Genomic DNA, 11,723 nt, shown 5'->3' with positions numbered 1-11,723 from the left:
ACCGACGCCGGGCTGATCGGCGCGGCGGCGGCCTGCCGGGACGTGGAGCCGGGGTGAGGCGGGGGCGGACGAGGGCCGTCCCGGTGCCGGTGCGCGCGGGCGTCAACGGCCGGGCGCCGTACGGCGGTTGAGCGGGCGCCGGAGAGCTGTGGGTTCCCGGTGTGTGCGCTCAGCCGGGCGCCGCGCCGGCGGCCACGCGTACGTACTCCGTGGGCGGCAGCCCGACCGTCGCCGTGAAGTCCCGTACGAGATGGGCCTGATCGCTGTAGCCCAGCTCGCCGGCCAGCCGTGCCCAGTCGATGTCCGGGGTGCCGGCGGCCTGTTCGAGGGCCTCGTGGATGCGGTAGCGCAGGATGACCCACTTGGGGCTCACGCCCACGCAGGCGGCGAAGAGCCGCTGCAACGAGCGCACCGACACCCCTTCCCCGCGGGCCAGTTGCTCGACGCGGGTGATCCCGCGGTCCGTGCGCACCCGGTGCGCCAGCTCCGTCGCACGTGCCGCGGCCGGGTCCTCGTCCGGGCCGAGGCCGAGCAGGAACGCGTCCAGCTCCTCGACGCGGGCGTCCTCGGCGGCGGGCGCGAGCACCCGGTGCGGGGCGTCGCCCACGTCGGGGAAGACCGCAGCCACCGGCTCCCTGCGTCCCGTCAGCTCCGCCACCGTGCCGCGGCCGTGCCGGGTGAGGAACGGCCGGAAGCCGCCGGGCCGGAACTGCACGCCGCACACCCGGCCCGTGCCCTCCAGCGTGATCGAGAACAGGCCCAGCCCCACGCCCGCGACCTCGGCGCCGGGCGGCCCGTCCCCGTACCGGTGGAAGACCAGATTCACCGACGGGTGCGGCACGACCTGGGAGAGGTAGGGCTCCTCCAGCTCCCAGTCGATCAGCCAGTAGTGCTCGACGTACGGGCGCAGCGGCCCGGCGCACGCGCGGCGCCGGAAGCGCACCCGGGAGAACAGCTCGCCGGCGTCGACGATGCCCTGGGTGTCGCGGCGCGGAGCCCCGGGGGCGTACGGGCCGGGGCCCGTGCCCGCGCCCTCCTGCCCGTCCCGGCGGCCGCTCTCACCTGGCATGCGGCGATCCTATGCCCGGTCGCGGTGTCGCGTTTCTTCAAGCCGGGCGGCGCCCGTGCGCCGTAGCTTCCACGGCATGACGAACGAGATCTCCGGACTGCTGGAGGGCGCCGCCCGCAGGGCGCGCCCCGTGGTGCGCGGCGTACGGGACGACCAGCTCGGCGGGCCCACACCGTGCAGCGAATACGACGTACGCGCCCTGCTCGACCACCTTCTGCACGTGGTGGTCGGCTTCCAGGCGCTGGCCGCCAAGGGCACGGCCGACTTCACCGCCACCCCTTCGTATGTGAACGCGGAGAGCGACTGGCGCACGCGCTTCGAGGAGGAGACCGCGCGCCTGGTCGAGGCGTGGTCGGCGCCGGGGGCGCTGGAGGGCACCTCGCAGGGCATGGGGATGCCGCAGCGCACCGTCGGCGGCATGGTGCTCGGCGATCTGACCGTGCACGCCTGGGACTTGGCGCGTGCGACCGGCCAGGACTTCGCCCCGTACGGGCCGAGCCTCCCGGAGCTGGTCGAGGGCTGGCGTCAACTGGCCCCCACGGGACGGAAGATGGGCGTCTTCGGCGAGCCCTTCCCGGTGCCGGAGGGTGCCTCCGCCTTCGACGAACTCCTCGCGCTCAGCGGCCGCGACCCGGGGTGGCGTCCGCCGGCGGCGGTCTGAAGAGCCCCTGCGCCGCCGCCCGTTGGCAGCGTTCTGCGCCGGGCGGCAGGCCGCCGTACGCCGCGCCGCACCCCCGCAAGGTTGTGAAATCCGCCGCGTGCGCCCGGGTTTTGCGACGGCGCCGCCCCCGCGCGTTTCCGTGGCAGGGTTGAGCGGGCAGCGTCAAACGGGGGGCGACGGCAGAGGGGGAACCGACCGTGATCGTGTGGCTCAACGGCGCCTTCGGCGCGGGCAAGACCACCGCGGCGCACGAACTGCTGGAGCTGATGCCGGGCAGCACCCTGTGCGACCCGGCCCTGATCGGCACGGGCCTGAGATGCATGCTCCCCAAGGAACGCCTCGCCCAGATCGGCGACTACCAGGAACTTCCCTCCTGGCGGCGGCTCGTGGCCGACACGGCCGCGGCGCTGCTCACGGAGGTGCCCGGACCGCTCATCGTGCCGATGACGCTGCTGCGCCAGGAGTACCGGGACGAGATCTTCGGCGCGCTCGCGGCCCGAAGGATCCCCGTACGCCATGTGCTGCTGCACGCGGAGGAAACGATCCTTCGGACGCGCATCGACCAGTCGAAGACCAACGGCGGTGCCCTGAACCGCAGTTGGTGTCGCGGACAACTGCCCGCCTACCGTGCCGCGCTCGCGTGGCTCACCGCCGACGCGCACACCGTCGAGACCTCCGGACTGACCCCGCGGCAGACCGCCGAGGAGGTCGCGGGCGCGCTGCGCGAGGGCGCCGGGACGCTGGAGATCGTGCAGACGGCCGAGCCGACCGCCGAGACGGTCGCCGCCGGCGTGCTGCTCTTCGACGAGGAGGACAGGGTGCTGCTCGTCGACCCGACCTACAAGCCCGGCTGGGAGTTCCCCGGCGGCGTCGTCGAGCCCGGCGAGGCGCCCGCGAGCGCCGGAGTGCGGGAGGTCGCCGAGGAGTTGGGCCTCACGCTCAAGAGCGATCCGCGGCTGCTCGTCACCGACTGGGAGCCGCCCAGACCCCCGGGCTACGGCGGCATTCGCCTCCTCTTCGACGGCGGGCGCCTCGCCGCGGAGGAGGCCGGACGGGTGCTGCTGCCGGACGCCGAACTGCGCGGCTGGCGCTTCGTCACCGAGACCGAGGCCGCCGAACTGCTGCCGCCCGTACGGCTGGAGAGGCTGCGCGGCGCACTGCGGGCCCGTGAGACGGGGCGCCCGCTCTACATGGAGGCGGGCGTCCCCGTCGGCGACCAGGGCGGCCGCGCGGCCGCGTGAGCCGCAAGGCCGCCCGCGCGTGCTCCGTGGCAACGCACGGCGGAACGCGGGGAGTTCGGGGTGCTTAGGACCCCAGCGCGTAGTCCCGCAGGAACAGCGCCTCGGCGAGCGACAGCCGCTCCAGCTCCTCGGGTGAGACGCTCTCGTTCACCGCGTGGATCTGCGCCGCCGGTTCGCTGAGCCCCAACAGCAGGATCTCCGCCCGCGGATAGAGCGTCGCGAGGGTGGCGCACAGCGGGATCGAGCCGCCCTGACCGGCGATCTGCATCTCCTGCCCGTCGTACGCGGTCTGCAGCGCGCCGGCCATCGCCCGGTACGCGGGGCTCGTGGTGTCCGCGCTGAACGGCTGTCCCTGGCCCGTCCGTTCGACGGCGACCCGCGCGCCCCACGGGGTGTGCGCCTCCAGATGGGCGATGAGCAGCCGGGTCAGCTCCTCGGTGTCCGCGCCCGGCGGCACCCGCAGCCCGACCGACGCCCGCGCCTTCGCCTGTACGGACGGGGTGGCGCCGACGACGGGCGGGCAGTCGATGCCCAGCACGGTGACCGAGGGCTGCGCCCAGATGCGGTCGGCGACGCTGCCCGAGCCGGTCAGGGCGACACCGTCGAGGACGCGCGCGTCGGAGCGGAAGTCCTCCTCGGGATACTCCAGGCCCTCCCAGCGGGGGCCGGGCTCCAGGCCGTCGACGACGGTGCCGCCGTCCGCGTCGCGCAGCGAGTCGAGCAGGCGGATCAGCGCCGCGAGCGCGTCGGGGGCGGCTCCGCCGAACTGCCCGGAATGCAGGTTCCCTTGGAGCGTCTCCACCGTGATCTGGAGCCCGGACATCCCGCGCAGCGACGCGGTGACCGTCGGCAGACCGGCGCGGAAGTTACCCGTGTCGCCGATGACGATCGTGTCCGCGGCCAGCAGCTCGGGGTGCGCCTCCGCGTACTGCTGGAGACCGCCCGTGCCCTGTTCCTCCGAGCCCTCCGCGATCAACTTGACCGTCACGGGCGGCATTCCGCCCGCCGCGCGCAGCGCACGGACCGCCATGAGGTGCATGACGATGCCGCCCTTGCAGTCGGCGGCGCCCCGCCCGTACCAGCGTCCGTCGCGCTCGGTGAGCGTGAACGGCGGGGTGAGCCAGGCGTCTTCGTCGAGCGGAGGCTGTACGTCGTAGTGCGCGTAGAGCAGGACGGTCGGGGCGCCCTCGGGGCCGTGCAGCACGCCGTAGACGGACTCGGTGCCGTCCGGGGTGGCGAAGACCCGTACGTCCTCGAAGCCTTCGGCGCTCAGGGCGCCGGCGACCCAGCGCGCGGCGCCCTCGCACTCGCTCTTCGGGAACTGCTCGGGGTCGGCCACCGAGCGGAACGCGACGAGTTCGGCGAGTTCGGTGCGGGCGCGGGGCATGAGGCCGGTGACGGCCGAGGCGAGGGCCGAATCCGTCTGGAGGGCCGAATCCGCCTGTCTGCCGGGGGAGTCGGTGCCGCCGGAGGTGCTGCCGGGGCCGTCCTGGCCGCCGTCTCCGCGAGCGGGGTTGAGGGTCATGGAACGCTCCTTGTGGGCGCGGTGTGCGTACGGCCTGCGGTGCGCTTCGTGGGCGCGTGCGCACGACGTACGGCCGTGAAGTCGCCGATGATCCTCCCACAGCGGGCCTGGCCACTACGGCGCCGTAGGATGCGACCGGCCACACCAAGCCGAGGTCGAGCGGAGCGGAAGCACATCGTGAGCAGCGAGGACGCAGCCGGGGCAGAGGGCCGGGGCGGCGACACCGGGAGCACGGACGCGGACGGTACGAAGGAGGAGCCCCGGGCCGGGGAGGCGAACGGGCCGCTGGGCGGCGGCAGTTCGGGCACATCGGACGTAGAGGGCGCCGCGGAGAGCGCCGGCGGACCGGCAGACGAGACGGGCGGCGCCGACGAGGCGAGCGGTCCGACCGCCGGGGAGACAGAGGGAACAGAGGAAACAGAGGAGACAGGGGAGACAGGGGAGACAGCGGGAGCCGACGACGCCGACGGAGACGTCTCCGCCGCTCCCGGCTCCGTCCCCGACGACGTCCTGGAGGCGGAGGCCGACGACCCCGTCTGGGACGTGGTCGTGGTCGGAGCCGGACCGGCCGGCGCCTCCGCCGCGTACGCCGCCGCCGTCGCGGGGCGCCGCGTGCTGCTGCTGGAGAAGGCCGAACTGCCCCGCTACAAGACCTGCGGCGGCGGCATCATCGGCCCGTCCCGCGACGCCCTGCCGCCGGGCTTCGAACTGCCCCTGCGCGACCGCGTGTTCGCGGTGACCTTCTCCCTCAACGGCAGGCTCACACGCACCCGCCGCTCCCGGCAGATGCTCTTCGGGCTCGTCAACCGCGCCGAACTGGACGAGTCGCTGGTCGAGTACGCGGTCAAGGCGGGCGCCCGTGTCCGTACGGGCGTGACGGTCTCCCGCGTCGAACAGCACGGGTCCGCCGTGCCCGACCGCCGTACGGTCGCCGTGGTGCTCTCCGGCGAGAAGCGCCCCGTGCTCGCCCGCGCGGTCGTCGGCGCCGACGGCAGCGCGAGCCGGATAGGCGCGCACGTCGGCGTGAAGATGGACCAGGTCGACCTGGGCCTGGAGGCGGAGATCCCGGTGCCGCAGAGCGTCGCCGAGGACTGGTCGGGCCGGGTGCTCGTCGACTGGGGCCCGCTGCCCGGGAGTTACGGATGGGTCTTCCCCAAGGGCGACACCCTCACCGTCGGCGTCATCTCGGCACGGGGCGAAGGGGCCGCCACCAAGCGGTACTTGGAGGACTTCGTCGGACGGCTCGGCCTCGCGGGCTTCGAACCGAGCGTCTCCTCGGGGCACTTGACCCGCTGCCGCGCCGAGGACTCGCCGCTCTCCCGCGGCCGGGTGCTGGTGTGCGGCGACGCCGCCGGACTGCTGGAGCCGTGGACGCGCGAGGGGATCTCCTTCGCGCTGCGCTCGGGACGGCTGGCGGGGGAGTGGGCCGTACGCGTGGCCGAGGCGCACGACGCGGTCGACGCCCGGCAGCAGACGCTCAACTACGCCTTCGCCGTCAAGGCGGGCCTCGGCGTCGAAATGGGCGTGGGACGGCGGATGTTCAACGTCTTCTCCCGCCGCCCCGGCATGCTGCACGCGGCCCTCACCGGGTTCCGCCCGGCCTGGAACGTCTTCGCGCAGTTCACCCGGGGCGCGGTCTCGCTGGCCGACGTCGTACGGACCAACCCGGTGGCACGGCGCGCGCTGGACGCGCTGGACCGCCCGCAGAGCTGAGGGGCCGAACAGCGGTACGGCGTACGGGGGTGCGGGCCCCTACGCGTTCCGCTTCCGGCTAGTCCGTGCCGTCGTCGGCGTCGGTGATGCGGAAGACGGGGTGCTTGTGCGCGGCGGCGAGGAGGTCGTCCCGGCTGGAGCGTGCGTCGAGCCCGCCGAAGAACGCACCGGCCTCCCAACTCCACTTCGCCAGATAGGCGCGCAGCACCTCCGGCTTCTCCTCGTCGGCCAGCTCCACGGCGCGGAAGCGCTCGACGCGTCTGCCCTTGTGCAGCTCCCCGCCGCCCGCGGCACGCATGTTGTGCGTCCACTGGACATGGCCGCGCGGCGCGACGAGATAGCGCTCGCCCTCGTGCAGCAGGGGGTTGACGGGGGTACGGCGCCACTCGCCGCTCTTGCGTCCGCGTACGGCGAGTACGCGCGACCCCGCGACGGCGACGCCGCGCCGCGTCAGCCAGGAGACGAGCGGATTGAGCACGCGGCGGGTGAACCGGTCGGGCTTGAGGACGTGTGCCTCGGTCATGAGGGCGGTTCCTTCCGGGAGTTGGAGGTGGGGTCGGAGTCGGGGTCGGAGGAGTGGAGCGGGGCGGAATCGGGTGCCGGGCCGGTGCGGTGCCGGGCGGTCACGGGGCCCGGCCCGACTCGGCGACCTGGACGAAGCTGCGGACCAGCGGGCTCCGTGCCGTCCCCGGCCAGGCCACGACGAGATCGCTCGGCGGACGGTCGCTGAGCGGTACGGCGACCAGCCCGGCGGGCAGCGGCTGATCGACCGGGGCGAGGGCCGACGTCCCGTTCCACAGGACCGCCTGCACACACTCCTGGACCGTCCGCAGCACCGGCCCCGCCGCGGCGTCGTGCCCGCCGCCCGTCCAGTACGCGGTCCACACGGGATCGGTCCCCTCGGGCAGCCGGACCCAGCGGCGCCCGGCGAGGTCGGCCGAGGAGAGCGACGTACGGCGGGCGAGCGGGTCGTCGTCCCGCAGGACCACGCCGACGGGCACCGAACGCAGGACGCGGGTGCCGATGCCCGTGCTGTCGAAGGGAGTCCGGGTCATCGCCACGTCGACGAGCCCGGCGCGTAGCCCCGCGGTCGGGTCGCCGAGATCCGATTCGTGGACGGTGACGTTCACCTGCGGATGCCGGGCCCGGAAGGCCGGGACCAGGCGGTCGCCGACGTGCTCGGCCGCGTCCGCGAGCGTCCCGACGGCCAGGGTCACCGCGCCCGCCGCGTCGGCGACCCGGCTGCGGATCCGTCCGGCGCGCCTCAGCAGCGCGCCCGCCTCGTCGTACAGCACACTTCCGGCGGCGGTGAGCGCGACGCCCTTGGGGGTGCGCTCGAACAGGACCACTCCGAGTTCGTCCTCAAGCTGGCGGATCGCGCGGCTGAGAGGCGGCTGCGTCATGTGCAGCCGGCCGGCGGCCCGCCCGAAGTGGCGCTCTTCGGCGACGGCGGCGAAGTACCGGAGCGCGCGCAGATCCACGCCGGACACGATACCCGTGGGGTATCGGGCCTGCCGAAACGGTCTTGGACGGCGGCTCCCGCCACGGCAGACCATGGCGGCAGTCGAGCCGGCGAGGAGTGATGACCATGACCGATGTCCCTCTCACCATCGGGTGCTACGAGTACGACACGACGCGTGCGTTGTTCGACGGGAGTGTGCGCGTCGAGGGCGCCGACGTCACGATGAGGACCGCCGCGACGCTGCCGGAGATCTTCGAACGGCTCGTCCGCGGCGACGAGTTCGACGTGACCGAACTCGGACTCACCTTCTGCCTGCGGCTGTTGGAGACCGGTCTGCCGTTCGTGGCGCTGCCGGTCTTCCCCAACCGCGTCTTCCGGCACTCCTGCGTCTACGTCAACGTCCACAGCGGGATCAGCGGGCCGGACGACCTGGCGGGCAGGACCATCGGCGAGTTCGGCACCTACGGCCAGGACTCCGGCGTGTGGGCCAAGGGGATGCTCATGGACGAGTACGGGTTCGAGCCCGCGAAGAGCCGCTGGGTGATCGGCGGCCTCGAACACCCCGCCGCCCCCTTCGACTTCGTTCCGCATCCGCATCCGGCCGACGTGGAGGTGAGCGCCGCCCCCGAGGGGAAGACACTGGGCGCGATGCTCGACGCCGGTGAGATCGACGCGCTGTTCTCGGCGAACGTCCCGCAGTGCGTGCTCGACGGATCCCCCAACGTGGCCCGTCTCTTCCCCGACTTCGAACCGCTGGAGCGCGACTACCACCGGCGGACGGGCATCTTCCCGATCATGCACACGGTCGTCGTCCGGCGGGAACTCCTGCGGGAGCGCCCCGGCATCGCGCACGACGTCTACCGCGCCTTCTGCGAGGCGAAGGAGAGGGCCGCCGACCGCTACCGCCGCGATCGCAGGCTGTACCAGGTCCCGACGATGGTTCCCTGGATGAACGCCCTGGTCGAGCGCAACGACCGGGACTTTCCCCGGGACTGGTGGCCCTACGGCGTCTCGGCCAACCGCGCCGCCCTCGACGCCTATCTGCGCTACCACCATCAGCAGGGCCTGTGCCCCCGGCGGCGGAGGATCGAGGACGTCTTCGCCCCGGAACTGCTCGACACCTAGGAGGCTGTCCGCACCGTCCCCTCCGACGCGCGGGGCAGCGAACGCCCGCCACCCGCCGCGCAGTTGGCTGTCATGGGGGGACGGGACCGGGGCGGCAGGACAGCGACGGAGGCCAGGATGCGGATCGCGGTGACAGGGGCGGCGGGACGCCTGGGCGGTCAGGTGGTGCGGCTGCTCGCGGACCGGGACGGCGTGGACGTCGTCGCGATGACCAGGCGGCCACCGCCCGGCGGGCTGCTGCCGCCGCAGGCGCAGGCCGTCGTCGCCGACTACGCCGAACCGGCCGCGCTGCGTACGGCGTTGCGGGGCGCGGACACGCTGGTCTTCGTCTCCAGCGACGGACCCGACGCACGGATGCTGCTGCACCACCGCAACGTCGTCGCCGCCGCGGCGGCCGAGCGCGTCGCCCATGTCGTGGCGCTGAGCAGCGTCGACGCCGACGCGGCGTCCCCGTTCTGCTACGCGGTGGTCAACCGGCTCACCGAGGACATGCTGCTGGGCTCCGGCCTTCCGTGCTCGATCGCCCGTGCCTCGCTGTACACCGAGTTCTTCGAAGGCTGGCTCACCGAGGCACGCGCGAGCGGGCTGCTGCGGCTCCCGGCGGCGGACGGCCGGATCTCCCTGGTGGCGCGCGACGACGTGGCCCGCGCTCTGGCCGCACTCGCGGTGGGCGAGCCGACCGGCCGCCACCACGACATCACCGGACCCGTGTCGGCGGATCTGGCGGACATCGCCTCGGTCGCGGCGGAGGTGTGGGAGACGCCCGTCGCCTACGAGGACATCCCGGCCGGCACGTACTGCGCGGAGACGGCGGCCTCCGGTCTGGACCCCTGGTGGCTGTACGCCTTCTCGCCCCTGTTCGCCTCGGTGCGCGAGCAGCGCTGGGCTCAAGTCCAAGGCGACTACGCCCTGTTGACCGGCGGCCTCCCCCTCGCGCTGCGCGACGTCCTGACGGCACACCGCTGAGGGAGCGGGAGACCGCCGTCCGCCGGCTCAGTGCCCGCGCTTGCGGCGCTTGCGCTTGGCCCGCTTCAGGGCGTACTTGCGCTCGGCCTCGTCCTGCCTCCGCTGCTTGGCCTCGGCCGCGGCCGAGGCCTTGCGCTGCTCGAACTCCCGCCGCAGCGCCTCCTGGGACGCGGTGCTGCGCTGCCCCCGTGCCGTCCTGGCGGCCTCCCGTGCGGCCAGCCGCACGGCCCGCTTCGGATTGTGCCGCCCTTGATGTCTGGTCTCCGCGGAGACCGGCGGGTTGGCCTGCGCCCGTGCCAGCAGCGCGGAGCCGTGACGCAGCAGGAACTGATACAGCTCGGCGTCCGTGGGCTCACCGCCGAACACATGCCGTGTGGCGCGGACTTCGCCTGCTTCGGCGATCTCGACGACGCCGACCCAGAACGGCGCATCGAAGCAGATCGTCAGGGTCACCGAGGTAGCCATGGAACTCTCCAGACACATGCCAGCCGCCGGCCTGACGAGGCCGGATTCCGGCACACCGGACATCCCTGGAGAGGGCGGATACAGACTGCCGTACGACGGCAGCGTCCGGGCTACCGACCGGACCGCGTTTTCGTGCGCACGGGCAGGCTACCCACGGCGGAAGGGCCACCGGCAACCGCGTTTCGCGCACTGCCGTACGGCCCCCCCGCATTACGCGTGCCGTCCGGCTACTCCCCGGGGAGTAGCCGCGAAGACCGCCGCAGGGTGACTCCGCGGGCCGCCCCGCGCGGCTAGCGTTACCGGCATGAACGCCCTCCCGCCCCGGCTCCGGTTCCGGCGGCGTGCGTCCCCGTCGTCCACCTCGTCCGGTACGTCCACCACCTCCGGCCCAACGGCCGCAGCAGCCGCCGCGGCCTCCGCACCCGACGCCGCCGACGCCCCCGACTCCCAGGCCCCGCCCGTCAGTTGGGGCCCGCCCTGGTGGCGCGGCCCCGGCCCCTGGTCGCCCTCGGCCGCCTCGCGGCACACGCCGTGGCTGTCGTCGTTCGTCGTACTGGTCGTGCAGCAGATCGGCTCCCAGGGAGCGGCGGCCGGACAGGAGGGCATGCGCACCTCCCTCGACGTCTGGGCCCGGCTGCTGCTGGCGGTGGGCCCGCTGCTGCTGCTCGTACGCCACCGCTACCCCCGTACGGTCGCCTACGGCTGCGCGGCCGCCGCGACCGCGTATCTCGCGGCGGGATATCCGTACGGGCCCGTCTTTCTCAGCGTCGCGCTGGCGGTCTTCGCCGCCGTCGTCGCGGGCAGGCGGTACGCGGCCTGGGGCGCACTCGGGCTGGTCTGGGCGGGGCATCTGGTCACCGTCCAACTGCTGCGCGGCTGGCTGCCGCCCTCCCATGACGGGCCGCCCGGCTGGCAGTTCGAACTCCTCGTCGCCGCCTGGATCGCCGCCATCCTCGCCGCCGCCGAACTCGCCCGCATCCGCCGCCAGGAGTGGGCCCGCCGCCGTGCCGAGGCGGCGGCGGCCGAACGGCGCCGCGTGGACGAGGAGCGGCTGCGCATCGCCCGCGAGCTGCACGACGTACTGGCGCACAGCATCTCGGTCATCAACGTCCAGGCGGGCGTCGGCCTCGCACTGCTGGACTCCGACCGCGAACAGGCCCGTACGGCGCTGACCACCATCAAGAGCGCGAGCAAGGAGGCCCTGGGCGAGGTGCGCCAGGTGCTGGACACCCTGCGCACCCCCGGCGACGCCCCGCGCGCCCCCGCCCCCGGCCTCGCCCGGCTGCCGGAGCTGACCGCGCAGGCCGCCGACGCCGGACTGGAGGTGACCACCGAGACGGAGGGCGAGCCCCGATCCCTGCCGCCCGGCGCCGACTTGGCGGCGTTCCGTATCGTCCAGGAGGCGCTGACCAACGTCGTACGGCACTCGCGCTCGCGCACCGCCCGGCTGCGGCTGCGCTACGGCCCGCGGGAACTCCGTCTCGACGTCGACGACG

Annotated in this window: 11 protein-coding genes; 6 read left to right on the top strand and 5 right to left on the bottom strand. The window is 73.9% G+C overall.

Features of this window, described 5'->3' with window-relative positions; all coding sequences use genetic code 11:
• Positions 1-169: 169 nt before the first annotated feature.
• Positions 170-1,069 carry a helix-turn-helix domain-containing protein gene (locus AN218_RS32610; protein ID WP_079132839.1) on the bottom strand — a complete coding sequence of 300 codons (900 nt, stop codon included), beginning with the start codon at positions 1,067-1,069 and terminating at the stop codon, positions 170-172.
• A gap of 76 nt (positions 1,070-1,145) precedes the next feature.
• On the opposite strand from AN218_RS32610, the gene AN218_RS32605 reads away from it, so the two are divergent.
• Together AN218_RS32605 and AN218_RS32600 are read left to right on the top strand one after the other, a co-directional pair.
• Positions 1,146-1,730, top strand: coding sequence for a TIGR03086 family metal-binding protein (locus AN218_RS32605; RefSeq protein ID WP_070020632.1), 585 nt, complete (start codon positions 1,146-1,148; stop codon positions 1,728-1,730).
• 197 nt (positions 1,731-1,927) lie between these two features.
• The gene (locus AN218_RS32600; RefSeq protein WP_070020631.1) at positions 1,928-2,971 is read left to right on the top strand and encodes an NUDIX hydrolase; all 1,044 of its coding nucleotides are present in this window, start codon (positions 1,928-1,930) and stop codon (positions 2,969-2,971) included.
• 64 nt (positions 2,972-3,035) lie between these two features.
• Here AN218_RS32600 and AN218_RS32595 read toward each other — a convergent pair whose 3' ends face one another.
• Positions 3,036-4,496, bottom strand: coding sequence for a dipeptidase (locus AN218_RS32595; protein WP_079132838.1), 1,461 nt, complete (start codon positions 4,494-4,496; stop codon positions 3,036-3,038).
• 510 nt (positions 4,497-5,006) lie between these two features.
• On the opposite strand from AN218_RS32595, the gene AN218_RS32590 reads away from it, so the two are divergent.
• Positions 5,007-6,209 (top strand): geranylgeranyl reductase family protein, encoded by a 1,203-nt coding sequence (locus AN218_RS32590; protein WP_070020633.1) that lies wholly within the window; start codon positions 5,007-5,009, stop codon positions 6,207-6,209.
• Positions 6,210-6,267: 58 nt separating this feature from the next.
• Here the strand turns inward: AN218_RS32590 and AN218_RS32585 are convergent, their stop codons facing one another.
• Positions 6,268-6,732: a nitroreductase family deazaflavin-dependent oxidoreductase gene (locus AN218_RS32585; RefSeq protein ID WP_070020630.1), complete on the bottom strand. Its 465-nt coding sequence runs from the start codon at positions 6,730-6,732 to the stop codon at positions 6,268-6,270.
• A gap of 100 nt (positions 6,733-6,832) precedes the next feature.
• On the bottom strand, positions 6,833-7,690 hold the full coding sequence (locus AN218_RS32580) for a LysR family transcriptional regulator (protein WP_070020629.1): 858 nt from the start codon (positions 7,688-7,690) through the stop codon (positions 6,833-6,835).
• Positions 7,691-7,797: 107 nt separating this feature from the next.
• Here AN218_RS32580 and AN218_RS32575 point away from each other — a divergent pair, with 107 nt between their 5' ends.
• Positions 7,798-8,796: a substrate-binding domain-containing protein gene (locus AN218_RS32575; protein WP_107421637.1), complete on the top strand. Its 999-nt coding sequence runs from the start codon at positions 7,798-7,800 to the stop codon at positions 8,794-8,796.
• Between the two features lie 117 nt (positions 8,797-8,913).
• Positions 8,914-9,762 (top strand): NAD(P)H-binding protein, encoded by an 849-nt coding sequence (locus AN218_RS32570; RefSeq protein ID WP_070020627.1) that lies wholly within the window; start codon positions 8,914-8,916, stop codon positions 9,760-9,762.
• Between the two features lie 27 nt (positions 9,763-9,789).
• On the opposite strand, the gene AN218_RS32565 is transcribed toward AN218_RS32570, so the two are convergent.
• Entirely contained in the window at positions 9,790-10,227 is a 438-nt protein-coding gene (locus AN218_RS32565) for a YjdF family protein (RefSeq protein WP_070020626.1), read from the bottom strand.
• Positions 10,228-10,531: 304 nt separating this feature from the next.
• Here AN218_RS32565 and AN218_RS32560 point away from each other — a divergent pair.
• A partial coding sequence (locus AN218_RS32560) for a sensor histidine kinase (RefSeq protein WP_070020625.1) occupies positions 10,532-11,723 on the top strand: 1,192 nt, incomplete at its 3' end.

Origin of the sequence: Streptomyces nanshensis, from assembly GCF_001751255.1 — a bacterium.
Taxonomy (GTDB): Bacteria; Actinomycetota; Actinomycetes; order Streptomycetales; family Streptomycetaceae; genus Streptomyces; species Streptomyces nanshensis_A.
The sequence above is the reverse complement of the archived record's forward strand: the minus strand, read 5'-3'. Positions and strand labels throughout refer to the sequence as shown.

Bases quoted from the DNA above. Each gene is read 5' to 3' on its own strand.
- AN218_RS32610 (WP_079132839.1), bottom strand. From the start codon at position 1,069: ATGCCAGGTGAGAGCGGCCGCCGGGACGGGCAGGAGGGCGCGGGCACG.
- AN218_RS32605 (WP_070020632.1), top strand. From the start codon at position 1,146: ATGACGAACGAGATCTCCGGACTGCTGGAGGGCGCCGCCCGCAGGGCG.
- AN218_RS32595 (WP_079132838.1), bottom strand. From the start codon at position 4,496: ATGACCCTCAACCCCGCTCGCGGAGACGGCGGCCAGGACGGCCCCGGC.
- AN218_RS32585 (WP_070020630.1), bottom strand. From the start codon at position 6,732: ATGACCGAGGCACACGTCCTCAAGCCCGACCGGTTCACCCGCCGCGTG.
- AN218_RS32575 (WP_107421637.1), top strand. From the start codon at position 7,798: ATGACCGATGTCCCTCTCACCATCGGGTGCTACGAGTACGACACGACG.
- AN218_RS32570 (WP_070020627.1), top strand. From the start codon at position 8,914: ATGCGGATCGCGGTGACAGGGGCGGCGGGACGCCTGGGCGGTCAGGTG.
- AN218_RS32565 (WP_070020626.1), bottom strand. From the start codon at position 10,227: ATGGCTACCTCGGTGACCCTGACGATCTGCTTCGATGCGCCGTTCTGG.